16 protein-coding genes and 1 riboswitch are annotated in these 18,456 nt (G+C 72.8%); of the genes, 6 read left to right on the forward strand and 10 right to left on the reverse strand.

The window, feature by feature from the left end:
* Nucleotides 1-179: 179 nt before the first annotated feature.
* Complete coding sequence (locus AB0B39_RS22325) at nucleotides 180-1,937, forward strand: M28 family peptidase (protein WP_357575255.1); 1,758 nt, start codon at nucleotides 180-182, stop codon at nucleotides 1,935-1,937.
* A gap of 63 nt (nucleotides 1,938-2,000) precedes the next feature.
* Here the strand turns inward: AB0B39_RS22325 and AB0B39_RS22330 are convergent, their stop codons facing one another.
* Nucleotides 2,001-2,699 (reverse strand): SDR family oxidoreductase, encoded by a 699-nt coding sequence (locus AB0B39_RS22330; RefSeq protein ID WP_234589150.1) that lies wholly within the window; start codon nucleotides 2,697-2,699, stop codon nucleotides 2,001-2,003.
* Between the two features lie 204 nt (nucleotides 2,700-2,903).
* Here AB0B39_RS22330 and htpG point away from each other — a divergent pair, with 204 nt between their 5' ends.
* The gene (htpG, locus tag AB0B39_RS22335; RefSeq protein WP_357575256.1) at nucleotides 2,904-4,820 is read left to right on the forward strand and encodes a molecular chaperone HtpG; all 1,917 of its coding nucleotides are present in this window, start codon (nucleotides 2,904-2,906) and stop codon (nucleotides 4,818-4,820) included.
* A 129-nt stretch (nucleotides 4,821-4,949) separates the two neighbouring features.
* Here htpG and AB0B39_RS22340 read toward each other — a convergent pair whose 3' ends face one another.
* Nucleotides 4,950-5,603 carry a response regulator transcription factor gene (locus AB0B39_RS22340; RefSeq protein WP_234589153.1) on the reverse strand — a complete coding sequence of 218 codons (654 nt, stop codon included), beginning with the start codon at nucleotides 5,601-5,603 and terminating at the stop codon, nucleotides 4,950-4,952.
* Complete coding sequence (locus tag AB0B39_RS22345; RefSeq protein ID WP_357575257.1) at nucleotides 5,603-6,775, reverse strand: histidine kinase; 1,173 nt, start codon at nucleotides 6,773-6,775, stop codon at nucleotides 5,603-5,605. Before AB0B39_RS22345 ends, AB0B39_RS22340 begins: the two co-directional genes overlap by 1 nt.
* Before the next feature lie 109 nt (nucleotides 6,776-6,884).
* Here AB0B39_RS22345 and AB0B39_RS22350 point away from each other — a divergent pair, with 109 nt between their 5' ends.
* Nucleotides 6,885-8,321 (forward strand): nitrilase-related carbon-nitrogen hydrolase, encoded by a 1,437-nt coding sequence (locus AB0B39_RS22350; protein ID WP_357575258.1) that lies wholly within the window; start codon nucleotides 6,885-6,887, stop codon nucleotides 8,319-8,321.
* Here the strand turns inward: AB0B39_RS22350 and AB0B39_RS22355 are convergent.
* A complete protein-coding gene (locus tag AB0B39_RS22355) occupies nucleotides 8,299-11,115 on the reverse strand; it encodes a BTAD domain-containing putative transcriptional regulator (protein ID WP_357575259.1) in 2,817 nt (938 codons plus the stop codon). The genes AB0B39_RS22350 and AB0B39_RS22355 overlap by 23 nt on opposite strands.
* Before the next feature lie 180 nt (nucleotides 11,116-11,295).
* Here AB0B39_RS22355 and AB0B39_RS22360 point away from each other — a divergent pair, with 180 nt between their 5' ends.
* Nucleotides 11,296-11,697 carry a peptidase inhibitor family I36 protein gene (locus tag AB0B39_RS22360; RefSeq protein WP_234589170.1) on the forward strand — a complete coding sequence of 134 codons (402 nt, stop codon included), beginning with the start codon at nucleotides 11,296-11,298 and terminating at the stop codon, nucleotides 11,695-11,697.
* A gap of 84 nt (nucleotides 11,698-11,781) precedes the next feature.
* On the opposite strand, the gene AB0B39_RS22365 is transcribed toward AB0B39_RS22360, so the two are convergent.
* A complete protein-coding gene (locus tag AB0B39_RS22365; protein WP_357489893.1) occupies nucleotides 11,782-12,270 on the reverse strand; it encodes a peptidoglycan-binding domain-containing protein in 489 nt (162 codons plus the stop codon).
* A gap of 459 nt (nucleotides 12,271-12,729) precedes the next feature.
* A riboswitch (cyclic di-AMP (ydaO/yuaA leader) is annotated at nucleotides 12,730-12,874 on the forward strand.
* Between AB0B39_RS22365 and AB0B39_RS22370 the strand changes: the two genes are divergently transcribed.
* Nucleotides 12,874-13,566, forward strand: coding sequence for a transglycosylase family protein (locus AB0B39_RS22370; protein WP_357575260.1), 693 nt, complete (start codon nucleotides 12,874-12,876; stop codon nucleotides 13,564-13,566). (Overlaps the previous riboswitch by 1 nt.)
* A 93-nt stretch (nucleotides 13,567-13,659) precedes the next feature.
* Here AB0B39_RS22370 and AB0B39_RS22375 read toward each other — a convergent pair whose 3' ends face one another.
* The 3 genes from AB0B39_RS22375 to AB0B39_RS22385 form a co-directional block, all read right to left on the reverse strand.
* Nucleotides 13,660-14,019 carry a hypothetical protein gene (locus AB0B39_RS22375; protein WP_357575261.1) on the reverse strand — a complete coding sequence of 120 codons (360 nt, stop codon included), beginning with the start codon at nucleotides 14,017-14,019 and terminating at the stop codon, nucleotides 13,660-13,662.
* Nucleotides 14,020-14,134: 115 nt separating this feature from the next.
* Entirely contained in the window at nucleotides 14,135-15,322 is a 1,188-nt protein-coding gene (gene dinB, locus AB0B39_RS22380; RefSeq protein ID WP_357575262.1) for a DNA polymerase IV, read from the reverse strand.
* Between the two features lie 57 nt (nucleotides 15,323-15,379).
* The gene (locus AB0B39_RS22385) at nucleotides 15,380-15,817 is read right to left on the reverse strand and encodes a VOC family protein (protein WP_234589190.1); all 438 of its coding nucleotides are present in this window, start codon (nucleotides 15,815-15,817) and stop codon (nucleotides 15,380-15,382) included.
* Between the two features lie 94 nt (nucleotides 15,818-15,911).
* Here AB0B39_RS22385 and AB0B39_RS22390 point away from each other — a divergent pair, with 94 nt between their 5' ends.
* A complete protein-coding gene (locus tag AB0B39_RS22390) occupies nucleotides 15,912-16,886 on the forward strand; it encodes a YafY family protein (protein WP_357489899.1) in 975 nt (324 codons plus the stop codon).
* On the opposite strand, the gene AB0B39_RS22395 is transcribed toward AB0B39_RS22390, so the two are convergent.
* Both AB0B39_RS22395 and AB0B39_RS22400 read right to left on the reverse strand, forming a co-directional pair.
* Entirely contained in the window at nucleotides 16,781-17,362 is a 582-nt protein-coding gene (locus tag AB0B39_RS22395) for a GNAT family N-acetyltransferase (RefSeq protein WP_357575263.1), read from the reverse strand. The two genes, AB0B39_RS22390 and AB0B39_RS22395, sit on opposite strands and share 106 nt — an antisense overlap.
* Entirely contained in the window at nucleotides 17,359-17,925 is a 567-nt protein-coding gene (locus AB0B39_RS22400; RefSeq protein WP_357575264.1) for an N-acetyltransferase, read from the reverse strand. Before AB0B39_RS22400 ends, AB0B39_RS22395 begins: the two co-directional genes overlap by 4 nt.
* Nucleotides 17,926-18,456: the final 531 nt, after the last annotated feature.

Below are 18,456 nucleotides of genomic sequence, written 5' to 3' on the forward strand. Positions count from 1 at the left end.
CCCGTTCCGGGCCCGACGACCCCTGCTGGCGTTACCTACCCATCCTGACACCTCTACTCACCTGTGCCGTCGTCGGTACCCACCGTCTAACGGGTGGGGGTTCGGGACGAACGACCGATGTCACAGACATAGATCTCTGTCAGTGTCTCGGTAATCTCTCCAACCCCCGAGGAGCCCCCATGAGAGGCAGAACGCTGAGCGCGGCAATCGCGCTCACCGTGTTCGCCGGGATGACGGTGACGCTGGCCGCCCAGCCGGTGAGCGCGTCACCCTCCGCCCCGACGACAGCGGCCCGGCCGATCGCCGCGTCCGCAGCCGTCCTGGCGGCGCCGGACATCTCCGTCACCAACGTCCAGGCGCACCTGACCCAGCTCAACTCCATCGCCAGCAGCAACGGCGGCAACCGGCGGGCCGGCTCGGCCGGCTACACCGCCTCGGTCAGCTACGTGAAGAGCAAGCTCCAGGCCGCCGGCTACACCGTCAGCGAGCAGACCTGCTCCAGCTGCACGTACCCCTCGAACAACCTCATCGCCGAGTGGCCCGGCGGCCCGACCGACCAGGTGGTGATGTTCGGCGCCCACCTCGACAGCGTCTCGGCCGGCCCGGGCATCAACGACAACGGCTCCGGCTCCGCCACCCTGCTGGAGAACGCGCTGGTCCTCGCCGCGCAGAACCCGACCATGACGAAGAAGGTCCGGTTCGCCTGGTGGACCGACGAGGAGCAGGGTCTCAACGGCTCCCGGTTCTACGTGAACTCGCTCAGCGCGACGCAGCGCGGCTACATCAAGGGCTACTACAACTTCGACATGGTCGGCTCGACCAACGGCGGCTACTTCATCAACCGGGTCACCTCCACGACGGCGGCGCCGCTGAAGGCGTACTGGGACTCGCTGGGGCTGCAGCCGGAGGAGAACGTCGAGGGTCAGGGCCGCTCCGACGACTACTACTTCCAGCAGGCCGGCATCCCCACCTCCGGCTACGCCGCGGGCGCGAGCGCCCGTAAGACCAGCGCCCAGGCGGCCAAGTGGGGCGGCACGGCCAACGCCGCCTACGACTCGTGCTACCACCGTTCCTGCGACACCACCGCCAACGTCAGCGCCACGGTGCTGAACCGGGCCGCGGACGGCGTCGCGTACGCGCTGTGGCAGCTCGCCGTGGGCGGCGGCACCCCGACCAACGACTTCTCCGTCGCGGTCAGCCCCACGACGCGGACCGTGGCCCGGGGCGCCAGCACCACCGCGACGGTCACCACCGCCACCACCGCCGGCTCGGCGCAGTCGGTGAGCCTCTCCGCCTCCGGGGCGCCCAGCGGGGTGAGCGTGTCGTTCAGCCCGTCCTCGGTGACCTCCGGCGGCTCGGCCACGATGACCCTGAGCGCCTCGGCCAGCGCGGCCACCGGCACCTTCACGATCACGGTCACCGGCACCGGCTCGGTCACCCGCACCGCCAGCCTCACGTTGACGGTGACCGGCACCGGCGGCTGTTCCGGCGGGCAGGTGATCGGCAACGGTGGCTTCGAGAGCGGCAGCACGCCGTGGACCGCGTCCTCCGGCGTGATCACCAATTCCAGCAGCCAGCCGGCCCGGACCGGGTCGTACAAGGCGTGGCTCGACGGGTACGGCAGCACGCGTACCGACACCCTGTCCCAGTCGGTGACCGTGCCGGCCGGCTGCGCCAGCTACACGCTGTCGTTCTGGCTGCACATCGACACCGCCGAGACCACCGGCTCCACGGCGTACGACAAGCTGACCGTGCAGGTGGGCTCGACCACCCTGGCGACGTACTCGAACCTCAACGCCGCCTCAGGTTACGTCCAGCGCACGTTCAACGTGGCCGGGTTCGCCGGGCAGACGGTGACCCTGAAGTTCACCGGCACCGAGGACTCGTCGCTGCAGACCAGCTTCGTGATCGACGACGTGACCCTGCAGGCCAGCTGAGGGCGTACCCGTCGGAAAGGGCCGCCGCCGGATGCTCCCGGCGGCGGCCCGTCGCGTTCCAGGTCAGGGGAGCTGCGGGTAGAGCGCGGCGACACCGCCGGCGAGCCCGGCCTGCACCTGCCGGCTGACGTCGTCGGTGACGATCTCGTACGCGTCGGCCTCGATGCCGTCGACGGCGAGCCGGGCGATCACCGCCGGGTCCGACTTGGCGCCGGTGATGGTCGCCGCCATCTCGGTGTCCATGTAGCCGACGTGCAGGCCGGCGACCCGGACGCCCCGCTCGGCGAGCTGGAGGCGCAGCGCGTTGGTCATCGCCCACTCGGCGGACTTCGCGGCGCCGTACGCCCCGTGCAGGGGGAAATTCACCCAGGACAGCACGGAGAGCACGTTGAGGACCGTTCCGCCACCGTTGCCGGCGATGACCGGGGCGAAGGACCGGATCATCGACAGGTTGCCGAGGTAGTGCGTCTCCAGCTCCAGCCGGATCTGGTCCAGGTCGCCCTCCAGCAGGTCGGCCCGGCTGTCGATGCCGGCGTTGTTGACCAGCAGGTTCACGTCGCCGGCGAGCGTCGCGGCGGCGGCCACCGAGTCGGGGTCGGTGATGTCCAGCCGGACCGGCGTCACGCCGGGCAGGTCGACGGAGTCGGGGTTGCGGGCCGCGGCGTACACCGTCGCGCCGCGCGCGACGAGTTCGGCGGCGAGGTGTCGGCCGAAGCCGCGGTTGGCGCCGGTGACGAGGGCGGTGCTTGCGGCGATCTTCATGGGAGTGCTCCAGGTTCGGTCGATGCGGCACGACGGCGTTCGCCGACCGGAACGCTATCCGGCTGACTTCTGCTGAGCAAAGTCAGCTACGTCACCGCGCGCCCTCCTCGGATCGGGAATACGACCCGGACGCGGGCACGACCGCGGCGGTGACGACTCGTATCCTTTGCGCGAACCTCCGCACGAGCCGAGAAGGGAGACGGTGTGAGCAACCAGGCCGAGACGTTGGAGTTCCAGGCCGAGGCGCGTCAGCTCCTCCAGCTGGTGGTCCACTCGATCTATTCGAACAAGGACGTCTTCCTGCGGGAACTCATCTCGAACGCGTCCGACGCCCTGGACAAGCTGCGGCTGGCGACGCTCGTCGACAAGGATCTCGTCGCCGACACCGATGACCTGCACGTCGCCATCGAGGTCGACCGGGACGCCCGCACGCTCACCGTGCGGGACAACGGCATCGGGATGACCCGCGACGAGGTGGTCCGGCTGATCGGCACGATCGCCAAGTCCGGCACCGCCGAGCTGCTGCGCCAGCTGCGCGAGTCCGCCGACGCCCGCGCCTCGCAGGACCTGATCGGGCAGTTCGGCGTCGGCTTCTACGCCGCGTTCATGGTCGCCGACCGGGTCACCCTGCTGACCCGCAAGGCCGGCGAGACCGGCGGCACCCGCTGGGAGTCCACCGGCGAGGGCACCTACTCGATCGAGACCGTCGAGGAGGCGCCGCAGGGCACCGCGGTGACCCTGCACCTCAAGCCGGCCGACACCGAGGACAACCTGCACGACTACACCGCCGAGTGGACCATCCGCGAGATCGTCAAGCGCTACTCCGACTTCATCGCGTGGCCGATCCGGATGACCGTCGAGCGTCCCGGTGCCGAGGGCGAGGCGGCCACCAGCGAGGTGCAGACCCTCAACTCGATGAAGGCGCTCTGGGCGCGGCCCCGCGACGAGGTCGACGCCGCCGAGTACAACGAGTTCTACAAGCACGTCAGCCACGACTGGGCCGACCCGCTCGAGGTCGTGCACATGAAGGGCGAGGGCACCTTCGAGTACGAGGCGCTGCTGTTCCTGCCCAGCCACGCCCCGCTGGACCTGTTCTCCCCGCAGGGCCGTCGCGGCGTGCAGCTCTACGTCAAGCGCGTGTTCATCATGGACGACTGCGAGGCGCTGGTCCCCACCTACCTGCGCTTCGTCAAGGGCGTCGTCGACGCGCACGACCTGTCGCTGAACATCTCCCGCGAGATCCTTCAGCAGGACCGGCAGATCCAGATCGTGCGCCGCCGCCTGGTCCGCAAGGTCCTCGCCACGGTCAAGGACCTCAAGGCCAACCACCCCGAGCGCTACCGCACCTTCTGGACCGAGTTCGGCGCGGTGGTCAAGGAAGGGCTGATCGACGACACCGACAACCGGGACTCCCTGCTGGAGATCCTGTCGGTCGCCTCCACGCACGACGCGGCGGAGCCCACCGACCTGGCCGGCTACGTCTCGCGCATGAAGGACGGCCAGAGCGACATCTGGTACGCCACCGGCGACTCCCGGGCCACCATCGAGAACTCCCCCCACCTGGAGGCGTTCCGGGCCAAGGGCCACGAGGTGCTGCTGCTCACCGACCCGGTCGACGAGGTGTGGGTCGAGCGGGTCGGCGAGTACGACGGCCGGCCGCTGCGCTCGATCGCCAAGGGCCAGGTCGACCTGGACACCGACGAGGAGAAGCAGCAGGCCGAGGCCGAGCGCGAGCAGCAGCGGCAGGAGTTCGCCGCGCTGGTGGAGTGGCTGGGCACGACCCTCGCCGACAGCGTTCGGGAGGTCCGCCTGTCGTCGCGGCTGACCACCTCACCGGCCTGCGTGGTGGGCGACGCGCACGACCTCACCCCGACGCTGGAGAAGATGTACCGGGCGATGGGGCACGACGTCCCCTCGGCCAAGCGCATTCTGGAGATCAACCCCGGTCACCCGCTGGTCACCGGGCTGCGCAAGGCCCACGAGCAGGGCGACTCCAGCGAAACCCTGACCGAGACCGCCGAGCTGCTGTACGGCCTGGCGGTGCTCGCCGAGGGCGGTGAGCTGGCCGATCCGGCCCGGTTCACCCGTACGCTCGCCGACCGGCTGGCCCGCACCCTGTAAGCCTTCTCGCGAACTGCCTCGCCTCGTCGATCATGGAGTTGTGGTGGGTGACAAAGCGCCCATCACGGTGCCTGACAGGCACCATGACTCCATGATCGACGAGGTCGACAGACCTGACGTCGCCACTGGTCAGCGGCCGGGGATCACCAGGCCGGACTCGTAGGCGATCATGACGGCCTGGGCGCGGTCGCGCAGATTCAGTTTGGCGAGCAGGTTGCCGACGTGGGTCTTCACCGTGTGCTCGCTCAGGTGGTGGTGCGCGGCGATTTCGGCGTTGGACAGACCGGCCGCGATCAGGCGCAGCACGTCCGTCTCGCGGGCGGTCAGGGCGGTCACCGCGGCGGCGAGCGCCGGGTCCGGGTGGCCGCGCCGGTGTAGTTCGCCGATCACCCGGGCGGTGACGCCGGGGGCGAGCAGCGCATCGCCGGCGGCGACCACCCGGACGGCGTTGACCAGGTCGGCTCGTGGGGCGTCCTTGAGCAGGAAGCCGCTGGCACCGGCACGCAGGGCCGCGTACAGGTAGTCGTCGGTGTCGAACATGGTCAGGGCGAGGACCCGGCTCGGGGTGAGTGAGCAGACGTGCCGGGTCGCGGCGACGCCGTCGAGCACGGGCATCCGCATGTCCATCAGGACGACGTCGGGAAGGTGATCGAGGGTGGCCCGCACGGCGGCGGCGCCGTCGGCGGCCTCGGCGACCACCTCGATGTCCGGCTCGGCACCGAGGATCGTGGCGAATCCGGCCCGGAACAGGTCCTGATCATCGGCGAGCACGACGCGCAGCATCAGACGGCCGCGGGTGCGGAGAGGGGCAGGGTGGCGGTGACGGTGAAGCCGTGGCTGTCGGAGGCCGGGCCGGTGCGCAGGGTCCCGCCGCAGGCCCGGGCGCGCTCGCGCATGCCGACTATCCCGTATCCGGGCACCCCGGCGCCGAAAGCCCGGTTGCCGCGACCGTCGTCGGTGATCGACACGGTCAGGGCGGCCGCGCTGTAGCTCAGCAGGATGCGGACCGTTCGGGCCTCGGCGTGCCGGACCACATTGGTCAGGGACTCCTGCACGATCCGGTAGGCGGCGATCCCGACGTCCGCGGGCGGCTCGAACGGCCACTCGAGGACACCACCAACCGGCGGACCGGAAGTGATCTCGGACCGCGGTCCGGCGACGGATCCGCACGGCGGGGGCGAGACGGTGAGGACGGCGTCGAGTCCGGTGGCGCGGACGCGTTCGACGAGGACGGGCAGGTGGGCGAGGCCCGGCTGGTCGAGGGACTGGTCGGCGGGTTCGTGCAGGCTGCCGACCGCGCGGCGGAGCTGGACGACCGCGTCCCTGCCGGTGGCCGCGATCGTGGCGAACGCGGCGTCGGCGCGGTCCGGGTGGGGGCGGACCAGAAGTGGTCCCGCCTCCGCCTGGACGATTATGACGCCGACCGCGTGGGTGAGGATGTCGTGCAGGTCGCGGGCGATGCGGGCGCGTTCGCGCAGCACTGCCGCCGCACGTTCACCGGCGACCCGACGATCGCGTTCGGCGAGGGCCATGGCCTGGGTACGGCGGGCACGGGCGCTGGTGCCCAGGGCGTACGAGAAGCTGTAGGCGACCACCAGGTACCGCAGCACCTCCACGTCCGGGTGTGGATAGAGCAGCGAGAACAGCAGGCCGCCGGCGGTGAGCAGGATGCCGAGCAGGCGGATCGGCAGGGCGGCCCGGGCCGCGAACGTGTAGAGGCAGACGAGCGGGCCGACCGGCAACAGCGGGGGTGCGCCGAGCGAGGCGGAGACGGTCGTGGCGAGGCCCACGACGGCGGCGACCGTCAGCAGTGCGCGGTCACGCCACAGCACCGGGACCGAGGACGCGACCGCGAGCGGCAGCACCCACCAGGCACGTGGCCCGCCGGCCAGGGCGGGCAGCACGGTCGCGGCAACGGCGGCAACGGTGACGGCGAGATTGACGTACCGCTTCACGTCGGCAGTATGGTCCGGCCCGGCGCTGCCGCGCCTCCCTCCACAGGACCAGATCACCTCCACTTCGTACGGCGATCCGCCCCGGCCGATCCCGCCGCACGATCGACGCATGACGACGATCATCGCCGCGCTCCTGAGTGGACTGCTCTGGCTCGGTGGCTCCGGGCTGCACCCGGTTGCCGCGCTGACCTGGCTCGCCCCGATCCCGCTGATCCTCGCTTCGGTGCGGGTACGCCCGAGGACCGCGCTCTGGGCGACGATTCTCGCCTGGTCGATCGGCCAACTCGGCATTGTCGGGTACTACCTCGGCACCCTGCGACTACCGGTCCCCGCCGTCGGCGGCGTGTTCCTGCTCGGCCTCGGCCTGGCGGCCGGCACGGTCCTGCTCGCCCGGACACTCCTGCTGCGCGGACGAACCGTGACCGCCGTTCTCACCGTGCCGTCACTGTGGGTGCTGGGCGAGTACGCCGCGTCCCGCCTGTTGCCGCACGGCGCGTGGTGGAGCCTCGCCTACACGCAGGCGGACGTCCGCCCGGTCATCCAGCTGTCCGCGCTCACCGGCGTGTGGGGCGTCACCTACCTGCTGCTCGCCGTCCCGGTCGCCCTCGCCGCCCTGCTCAGAAGCCTGCGACCCACCCGCACTCCCCGGCTCGGCGGCCCACGCCCCGCCCTCACCTGCCTGCTCGCCCTCCTGCTCGGCACCGGCGGATGGTCGGCCTGGTCACTGAGCCGCTCCCCGGACCCGGCCGAGCCGCTGGCCGTGGGCCTCGTCGCGTTGCGACAGTCCGAGGACGGGCTCCCGATCGACGAACCGTCCGGGCGTGACCTGCTCGCCCGGTACGTTCCGCGGGTCTCGGGCCTGGCCGCGCGCGGGGCGCGGATCGTCGTGCTGCCGGAGAAGGTCTTCGCCGTGACGGACGCCACCCTGCCCCTGCTCGTCGACGCGCTCCGGCAGACCGAGGCCCGGGTCGTCGTCGGCGCGGTGCTGCGGCGGGCCGGGACCGCGAGCAACGTGGCGCTGGTGCTGGACCCGAGCGGAACGATCAGGACGTACGAGAAGCAGCATCTGATCCCGGGCCTGGAGGACTGGCTGACGCCGGGCGACGACGAAATGATCGTGGACGGGCGGTTCGGCGTGGCGATCTGCAAGGACCTCGACTATCCCGGTCTGGTCCGGCGGTATCGGGCGCAGGGCGCCTCGGTGCTGCTCGTCCCCGGCCTGGATTTCACCTCCGACGGCTGGCTGCACAGCCGGATGGCCCTCGTCCGCGGCGTGGAGAACGGGCTCACCGTGGTTCGCGCCGCCGCGTTCGGCCGGGTGACCGTCACCGACCCGGGCGGCAGGGTCCTGGGCGAGGCGACCGCCGGTGACGCGGAACTGCTGGTCACGGCCGCTCCGACGACCGGGTCAGGCACTGTCTATTCGCGGACGGGCGACTGGTTTCCGATCCTGTCCGTGGTGTTGTTCGTCGTCTGCGTCGGCGGGGTGGTGGGCCGGCCGAGCGGCGGGCCCCGCCGACGGGTCACGACCCGCCGGTGGCCGTGAGCCGTTGACGGATCCGCTCCGCGTCCGGGTGCCCGAGGTCGTCGAGGAGGCCCAACGCCGTCCGCCAGCTCCGGGCCGCCCCGACCGGGTCGCCGGCATCGACCTGCGCCTCGGCCAGGTGCCCCAACGTGTCCGCCTCGTAGTACCGGTCCCGGAACTCCCGGTACAGCTCAACCGCGTGCCGGTACGCGATCACCGCCTCCGCGGGTCGTCCGGCGCGGTGCTGCGCGTAGCCGAGGGTGTCCCAGGTGGGCGCCTGGCCGTGCCGGTCGTCGAACTCGCGCAGCAGCTCCAGCGCCTGCTGACACGCCCGCACCGCGGCGTCGTGCGCCCCGAGCTGGGCCTGATACCAGCCGACCGCGTTCAACGCCATCGCCTGCCCGTAGCGGTGGCCCGCCTCGCGGTACAGCGCCAACGCCGCCTCGGCATGCTCGACCACCTCGGCACGCCGGCCCTCCCGGTCGGCCACCTCGGCGAGGTCGAGGCAGGTGTGCCCCTGGTTGGCCGGGTCGCCCAGCTCGCGGAACAGCTCCAGCGCCCGCTGGAGCTGCTCGGGCGCCTCGTCGAGCCGGCCCAGGCGGGCGTGCGCCCGGGCCAGGCTGCGGTGCGCGTGCGCCTGCCCGTCCGGGTCTCCGCTGCGGCGCGCGGCCGCCAGCGCCGTACGTTGCACCGCCAACTGGTCGTGCCAACCGCCCTGCCGGTCCAGGAAGCTGGTCAGGCTCCAGGCCAGCTGCCAGGCGTGTCGGTCGAACCCGCTGGCGGCGCACCGTTCGACGAGCGCGATCAGCACGTCGCGCTCGCGGGTGAACCAGGCCACGGCCTCGTCATGGTCGCCGAACTTCTCCGGCCGGACGCCGCCGGCGGCCGGGGCGAGGGTGATCGGATCCCAGTGCGGGTGCAGCAGCACGGACGCGCCGTGCGCGCTGTGCAGGTAGTGGTCGAAGAGCCGGCCGCGCGCCTCGGCCCGGTCGCCGGCCGGATCGTGTTCGGCGGACAGTTCGGCCGCGAAGGCCCGCAACAGGTCGTGCATCGCGTACCGGTCCGGGCCGCGCTCCAACACCAGATGCGCGTCGGCCAGCTCGGCGAACGCCGCCTGCACGGCCCGTCGACCGCCGCCGGCGAGACTGACCGCCGCCGCCGTACTCACCGTCACGTCCGTACTTCCCCCGACCAGCCGGAACAGCCGCGCGCTCGACGTCGACAACAGCCGGTACGACCAGGACAGCGCCGCCCGCACGCTGCTGTCGTGCTCTCCGGTGTCCAGGCCGTCCAGCCGGCCGTCGGCCCGGAGTTGCGCGCCCAACTCGGTCAGGGGCAGCTGGGGCCGGACCACCGCCCGGGCCGCGACCACGACCAGGGCCAGCGGCAGCCGGTCGCAGAGTCGGACCAGCTCGTCGACGGCGGCCCGTTCGTCCTTCGCCCGCGCCCCGATCCGCGCGAGGAGCAGAGCCTGCGCGTCCTCGGCGGTGAGCAGATCCAGCACCACCGCCTCCGCGCCCTCGGTGGCCACCAACCCGGTGAGCCGATCCCGGCTGGTCACCAGCACCAGGCAGCCGGGCGCACCCGGCAGCAGCGGCCGGACCTGCGCCGCGTCCCGGGCGTTGTCGAGCAGCACCAGCATCCGCCGACCGGCGAGCAGGCTCCGGTACAGCGCCGTCTGTGCCTGCTCGTCCGCCGGCACCTCCCGCGGCGGCACCCCGAGCGCGGCCAGGAAACCCCGCACCACCTGTTCGGCGCTGCGCACCACACCGCTGTGGCTGTAGCCCTGCAGGTTGGCGTAGAGCTGCCCGTCGGGGAAGTGCCCGGCGGCCCGGTGCGCCCAGTGCACGGCGAGCGCCGTCTTGCCCACCCCGCCCGCTCCGGAGAGCACCGCCAGTGGGACCGCCCCGGGTTGCGCCTCGGCGGACGACCGCAGCGCGTCCAGACGTGCCAACTCCGGACCGCGCCCGGCAAAACCCCGGACATCCGACGGCAACTGCGCCGGGACCGGGCGGTCCGGGTGGGGCCTGTTGACGAGGCCCGCTCCGGCGGGGGCGCTGGACGGCCCGGGAGCCGGCGCGGTGACCTCACCGCGCAGGATGGCCTGGTGCAGCTGGCGAAGCTCGACGCCCGGGTCCGCGCCGAGCGCGTCGGCGAGACGGTCCCGCAGCCGGGCGTAGTACGCCAGCGCCTGTGCGCCGCGACCGGCCGCGGCCAGCGCGTGCAGCAGCACGGCGGCGACCGGTTCGTCCAGGGGGTGGTCGTCGGCGAGCCGGGTCAGCGGGTCGATGACCGGGTCCGGCTCGCCCCGCCGCAGCAGGGCGCGGGCCCACTGCACCGCGGTGTCGGTGTGCCGGCGGTGCCAGTCCTGCCGGACCCGCGCCGCCCACTCGCCGGTCAGCCCGGCCAGGGGTTCGCCGCGCCACAGCTCCAGCGCCCGGCGCAACAGCTCCACCCGCTCGGGATCGTCGTCACCCAGCCGATCGGCCCGGTGCCGCAGCGAGTCGAAGTGCTGACCGTCCACTGTCTCCGGTGGCTGGTCCAGCAGGTACCCGCCGGAGCGTCGAACCAGAGCGTCCGGTGCGCCCGCGTCGGCCAGCACACGGCGGAGCCGGGCGAGGTAGACGTGCAGGTTGTGGCGGGCCCTGGGCGGTGGCGCGTCGCCCCAGACCCGGTCCACAAGCGACTCCACGTGGACCGGTCGGCCGACATCGACCGCCAGCGCGGCCAGGACGGCGCGCTGGCGGGCTGCTCCGGCGTCGACCAGGCGGCCGTCCGCCCAGACCTCGACCGGCCCGAGGACCCGAATCTCCATGAACCGCCGCTCGCCGCGCCGCCAGTCGGACAATCCGCCGACGAGCGGCCGGATTGAGGTTCCGGCAGGAATTCGTCGACCTGCCGCGCAGATCATGGTGGCACAGCGGCATCGATCAACGCGATGTCGGCAATTCGACTCACGGCCCGTCCGGTCGTGACGACACCGGAGGTCACCATCGTGCGAAGTGCTCTGCGAAGGTTCACGTCCGCCCTGCTCGGCGTGGTTGCCGTGGGCGCCACGCTCGCCGTCGCCCCGAGCCCGGCCCAGGCCAACTACGCCTGCCCCTCGGGTCTGCTCTGCCTGTACGCCGGGACCAACTTCAGTGGGGACATCTTCCTGCTCGACGGGCCGTACAACGGCTGCAACGACGTCCCGCTGCCCTCGTACTTCCGCAACCGGACCCAGTCGATCATCAACAACCGGCCGTCGGGCACCGTCTCCACCTTCTGGGACAACGCCAACGCCACCGGCCTGCTCGGCTACCAGCACGCCTACGGCTACCGGGCGAACCTGGCGTACGACACGGCCGCGATCGGGGGGAGCTGGAACCAGCGGATCGAGGCGGTCCGCGTCTGCTGAGCCGCGGACCGAACCGGGCAGGGGGGTGCACGACGGCGCCGGCCGGAATCCCACGGGGGACTCCGACCGGCGCCGTCAGGCGGCTCAGCCCGGGTAGTAGCAGACGTTCGGGATGACCGCCCCGCCGTTGACCCCGAAGATCGCGAAGCCCATGTACGCCCGGGTCTGCGGGCCGTACTCGCCGTCCTCGGCGATGTTCGCGTACACGATGTCCTGGTTGATGCGGTGCTGGGCGTACCGGACGGCCTCGCGGGTCTTCGAGCCGTAGTTGCCGTCGAGGGAGAGCGACTGCGAGTAGCAGTTGTTCAGCGCCTCCTGAAGCACCAGCACGGCCGAGTTCGAGTGGCCGTAGGTGAGATAGCACTGCTTGTTCCCGGTCTGCCAACCGATGGTCGGCACGTGCATGTCCGCGCCGCCCGGATAGCCGCCGACCCGGTAGAAGGTCAGGCTGGTGCAGGGGCTGGACGCCTGTGCGGCGGTCGGTGCGAGCAGGGTCAGGCCGGCGCTGGCCAGGACGGTCACGAGGGTGGCGGCGGCGCTGCGGCGGCCGATGCGGCTCCGGTGGATCGACATGCTCTCCTCCTGGGAAGGTGACCGGGATCGACCCGGTGTGCCTTCGAGCATCGCGGCCGCCGATCTACGGTTTCCTGCCCGAACGTCAATTCGCAAGGAGCGCGCACGAGGAGGGCGGCGCCACCCGCCCACCGGTGTGGGCCGCGCCCTCGGTCCCAGCCGGGGCGGTCTACTCCGCTCTCGGTCACGACACCCGGTCCTCCGCTTCGCCCGGACACGTCGAACTGCTCCGTCGCATCACCTCCGGGCTGCGTACGGACGGTGACATCCGGGCCTGATCGGAATCGGTCCATCATGGTCGGTGCACAGCCGCGCGTCGTCCGCAACCGCTGGCAGAGGCGCCCCGCGTGCACCGGTGAACAAGTTCACAAGCGTTGGGCGAGGGTCACCGACCGTGCCTACCGTCGGTCGAGTCCACCACCGTGGACACCACGACCGGCAACGCCAAATCCTGCCCCCGGTCGTCGGATACCGGAACCCCGGGCAGGAGCGGGGGACCCACGTTCCTCGGTGCATGTCACCTCGGGGTGAAGCCGCCACCGCGCGGCCGGGCTCCTCGGCCCGAACCCGACAGCTCACCTCGCCGGCGTGGAGGAACCACACATGACGTCTGTCTACACGCCCCGTCATCGACGGGTCACCACCCGCCGCGTCGCCGTCGGCACCCTGGCCGTCGGCGCGGTCACCGGCGCCGTCGCCCTCTTCGGGCCCGCGGCCCCGGCCCAGGCCGGTGTCAACTGGGACGCGATCGCCCAGTGCGAGTCCGGCGGCAACTGGAAGATCAACACCGGTAACGGCTACTACGGCGGCCTGCAGTTCTCCCAGGGCACCTGGGCCGGCTACGGCGGCAAGAAGTACGCCGCCCGCGCCGACCTGGCCAGCCGCGGCGAGCAGATCGCCATCGCCGAGAAGGTGCTCGACGGGCAGGGCATCGGCGCGTGGCCGACCTGTGGCCGCAAGGGTGGCTCGTCGGGCTCCGCCGCGAAGTCCTCGAAGTCCACCGCCGGGAAGGACCGGTCCACCGCGCCGAAGGACCGGTCCACCGCGCCGAAGGACCGGTCCACCGCGCCGAAGGAGCGGTCGTCGCGCGGCGACCAGCCGGCGACCCGCAACCACGAGCGCACCGCCCCCGCGGCCGGCGGCGACACGTACGTCGTCAAGCCGGGGGACACCCTGTCGGAGATCGCCGACAGCCACCACCAGGCGGGCGGCTGGGAGGCCCTGTACGAGCGCAACCGGCAGCTGATCGGCGCCGACGCCGGCCTGATCTTCCCGGGTCAGCGGCTCGCCCTCTGACGTACGACACACGAACGCTCGGCCGGGTCACCGGCCGAGCGTTCGGTCGTTCGTCGGGCGCTGATCGCCTCTGAGCAACGGGTGTCGTCGCGGCTACGCCGCGGGGGCGGAGGCCCTCGACTCCCGGCGCAACGCCACCGCGTTGGCGCTGCGGTCCCACCGGCCGGCGGGTGCCGCGGCCTCGCCGGGCCAGCCCGTGCCGGCGTCGTCACCGCCGATGGTCATCTCGACCGCGCCGGGAGTCCTGCGGGCCAGCCGGAGCGACTGCTCGGCACCCGCGCGGGCCGAGCACGGCCAGGACTGGCCGGCGCACTGGAGGTTGCGGCAGTGGCCCTCGTCGTCGGGCTCGTGGGCACTCAGCACGTCGACCGCCAACTGCCAGAGCAGGGGGTCGGTCACGTCGTGCGGGCGTTCGGCGTGCCGGCTCGGTCGGTTGCTGGTGTCGTCGGACATGGTGGCCCCCCTCGTCAGGCTGTTCCCCCCAAGGGTCACCCGTGAGCCGCCGGCTAAACCGTCGACCTGCTGTGATGTGTCTCCGGTCGCAGCTGGCCGGCCCCCCACACGGGGCTCAGTCCGGCAATAGCGGCATCTCGACACCCGGGTCCCGGCCGAGGAGCACCGCCCGGGTGAGTGCCGCCGAGCCGAACCGGTCGCGTACCGCGTCCACCGCGGCGTCCAGGTCGGCCCCGGTGTCGACGTCGAAGGGCAGCTCCGGCTGCACCGGGTTGTCGTCGAGGTTGCCGACCGAGACGCCGATCAGGGTGGCTCCGCGGCGCTCGATCTCCGGCAGCGCGGCCCGCAGCAACGCCCGCGCGGCGCCCAGCAGCGCCGTGGTGTCCGCGGTCGCCTTGCCGACGGTGTGCGAGCGGGTGGCCCGGGTGTAGTCGCCGAAGCGCAGCCGCAGCACCACCGTGCGCCCGGACCGCCCGGCCGCCCGCATCCGCCGGCTGACCCGGTCGACCAGGCCCGCCAGGATGGCGTCCAGCTCGGCGGGGGCGTGCGGCGTACGACTCAACGCGTGCTGCGCGCCCATCGAGCCCCGGCGGCGGCCCACCTGCACCGACCGGGGGTCCCGGTTGTGGGCCAGGGCGTGCAGGTGCCGGCCGGCGCCCGCCCCGAGCAGGGACACCAGCGCGGCCTCGCCGAGCCGGGCCACCTCCCCGACGGTACGGATCCGGCGCTCCCGCAGTTTCGCCGCCGTGACCGGGCCGACGCCCCACAGCCGTTCCACCGGCAGCGGGTGCAGGAACTCCACCTCGGCGTCGGGCGCGACGACCAGCAGCCCGTCCGGTTTCGCCACCCCGCTGGCCACCTTCGCCAGGAACTTCGTCCGGGCCACGCCCACCGTGATCGGCAGGTGGACCCGGTCGCGGACCTCCCGGCGCAGCCGCTCGGCGATGTCGGCCGGTGCGCCGACGAGCCGCCGCAGACCGCCCACGTCCAGGAACGCCTCGTCGATGGAGAGCCCTTCGACCAGCGGGGTGGTCTGCCGGAAGATCTCGAACACCGCCCGGCTGGCCTGCGTGTACGCCGCCATCCGGGGCGGCACCACTATCGCGTCCGGGCACAGCCTGCGGGCCTGCTGGCCACCCATCGCGCTGCGGACGCCCCGCGCCTTCGCCTCGTAGCTGGCGGCGAGCACCACACCACCGCCGACGATCACCGGCCGCCCTCGCAGGCGCGGGTCGTCGCGCTGCTCGACCGACGCGTAGAAGGCGTCCAGGTCGGCGTGCAGGATGTGGGCGCCGCTCGACACGTACACATGTTCGCACGACGTCCGGTGATCGCGGCGGTGAGCTGGGGGAACGCGCGATCAGTCGAGGCAGAACTCGTTGCCCTCGGGGTCGGCGAGCACGAGGTGACCGGCGCCGAGCGGGGGAGCGGGTTCGTGCCGTGCGAGGCGGGTGGCGCCGCGGGCGACGAGCCGTTCGGCCTCCGCCTCCAGGGCCGCCATCCGCTCGTCACCCGTGAGCCCGGGGGCGGCCCGCACATCGAGGTGTACGCGATTCTTGGCCTGCTTGCCCTCCGGCACGCGCTGGAAGAACAGGCGCGGCCCCGCGCCCTTGGGATCGACCACCGCCGACGCGTCGTTGCGCCGCTCCGGCGGCACACCCATCGCGTCCAGCGCGGCGTCCCACGAGTCGAAGTCGCCGGGCGGTCCCTGCAACTCGTAGTCGAGGGCCGCGGCCCAGAACGCCGCCAGGCTGGCCGGGTCGGCGGCGTCGAACGTTATCTGCACCTCGCGGGCCATGACAGCTCCCTCTTTCCTGGTCTGGCTGGTCATGCCGCCACCCTCTCGCTGATGGCGGACAGGGTCGTTCCGCTATTCGTGCAACGATCGGCGGGTGACTGTGGAGGCGACGACGGAGCGGGTGCTGCGGACGCTGGCCCTGTTGCAGCGGCGGCCGTCGTGGACGGCCACCGAGCTCGCCGCCGAGCTGGGTGTCACCGACCGCTGTGTGCGCCGCGACGTGCAACGCCTGCGCGCCCTCGGGTATCCCGTCCAGGCTTCGTTTGGCGTCGGCGGCGGCTACCGGCTCGGCGCGGGCACCCGGCTGCCGCCGCTGCTCTTGGACGACGAGGAGGCGATCGCCACGGCGGTCTCCCTGCGACTGGCGTCGGGAGGCACTGTCGCCGGGGCGGGCGAGGCGGCCCTGCGGGCACTCACGAAACTCGACCAGGTGATGCCGGCGCGGCTACGCGCCGAGGTGCGGGCGGTGCACGGCTGGACGGAGACGCTCATCGGCCCGGTGGTCGAGATCGACGCGGAGCTGCTGGTGACCCTCGCCCGGGCCTGTCGGGACGCCGTGCGGGTGCGGTTCCGCTACGCCGGACGCGACGGCGGTGAACGGGAGCGGACGGTCGAGCCGGTCCGGATGGTCACCACCGGCCGTCGTTGGTATCTGATGGCCTGGGACGTCGATCGTGACGACTGGCGGACGTTCCGCCTGGACCGGATGCGGGCCACTGTGGCGACGACCTGGCGCTTTGCGGCGCGCGAGCATCCGGATCCGATCGCCTTCGTGCAGCGGTCGGTGACCGACGCGCCCTACCGGCACCTCGCCCGGGTGCGGGTGCACGCTCCGCCCGAACGCGTGCGGGAGGTGGTGCCGCCGCAGGTGGGGCGCGTGGAGGCCGACCGCGACGGGTGGTGCGTGCTCGTCGTCGGCGGCGACAGCCTGGACTGGCTCGCCGCGCACATCGCCCGCCTGAGTTACGAGGTGGAGGTGCTGGAGCCCGTCGAACTGCGCGAGGCCGCCGCCCGGCTCGCCCGCCGCCTGGCGGCGCTGGCCGGGCCGGCGTCGGAGCCCACCGTGTAACGCCGCAACGACACCGGGCTGCCGTCCGGGGCGGCCCACGATGCCGTGCTCGTGCCCGTGCACCGCCAGCCGGTGCGCTCGTAGAGGGCGACGGCCGCGGCGCCGTCGGCGACCACGTCGAGCACCAGACGCACCCCGCGCGCGTCCGCCCAGCGCCGGGCCCGGGCCAGCAGAGCACTGCCCAGCGCCAGCCCGCGGGCGGCCGGCGCCACGAACAGGCGGGCCACCTCGGCCGCCGGCTCGGGGTGCGGCTCGTCCGTCGGGTCGGGCAGGCGGTGCACCGCGACGTGTCCGACGATCGTTCCAGCGGCGTCGACGGCGACCCAGGCGCGCGCCGGGTGCGGCTCGCGCAGCCAGCGGTGCGGGTCGGCCGGCCAGTTCAGCGGATAGCTGTCGACCCGGTGGACGTCGGCGAGCGCCGCGACGCAGCCGTCGAGGTCGGCGGCTCGCCGGCGGCGGATGCGCGGTGGGTTCACAGGTCGTCGAAGGGGCTGGCGTAGCGGAACTCGCCCCGGATGGTCTCGCGCCACGCGGTCAGCGGCCGAGCCATGAAGTACTGCGGACCCCACGGCTGTGGCGGTGTGACGCCCAGCTCGACGGCAGGCCGGAAGCCGAACCGTGGGTAGTAGCCGGGATGCCCGAGCAGCACCACGAGCGGTTCGTCTCGGGCGTCGGCCGCGCCGAGCACCGCGTGCATCAACGCCGTGCCGACGCCGCGACGCTGCCACGCGGGAAGCATGCCGAGCGGCCCCAGGCCCAACGCGACCGGCTCACCGGCCACCCGCCCGCGGGTGGCCACCACGTGCCCCACCACCAGGCCGTCCGAATCGACCGCCACCAGGGAGTACGCGGGCAGCCAGCCCTCGTCGGCCCGCAACGCGTCGACAAGCGTCGCCTCGACCGGCGGTGTGTCGACCTTCGGTGCGTCGACTGGCGTCGCATCCACTTGGGATGTGTCGTTCGTGGTCTTGGCGAAGGCGGCGGCATGCACCGCGCGGATGGCGTCGACGTCGGTGGGGGTTTCACGTCTGATCAGCACCGCGCCACGATACGGGTGTCGCCGGCAGCGGCTCCAGGAGTTATCGGTCGACGACCGCCGATGACGGATGCCCCGACCCGTCGATGCCGGACCTGCCCGGTCCCGCGACCGTCGTGCCAGCCGACGCGACCTCGCCCCCGCACCGCACGCCCCGCCGCACCCCGCCGCGTCCCGTTCCGAGGCGGCCCGCGCGGCCCCGCCGCCTCCCGCTCCGGGGGCGACGCGCGCGGCCCCGCCTCGCTCCGCTCCGGGGGCGAGGCACGCGACCTGCGCGGCCCCGCTCCGCCCGGCTCGTGAGGCGCCGCGCGCGACGCCGCGCGGCTCGTCACGGCGGCCGGTCGACATGATGCGGAAGAGCGGTATTCCTGTGAGTCATAAATATGACGCACAGGAATGCCGCTCGTCGGAGTCATGGCCGCCCAGAGCAGAGGCCGCGTCTGCTCCGTCGCCCTGACCCGTCGCCCACGGCCCGTCGCCCACGGCCCGTCGCCCACGGCCCGTCGCCCACGGCCCGTCGCCCACGGCCCGTCG

It is taken from the genome of Micromonospora sp. NPDC049114 (assembly GCF_040648635.1).
GTDB lineage: Bacteria > Actinomycetota > Actinomycetes > Mycobacteriales > Micromonosporaceae > Micromonospora.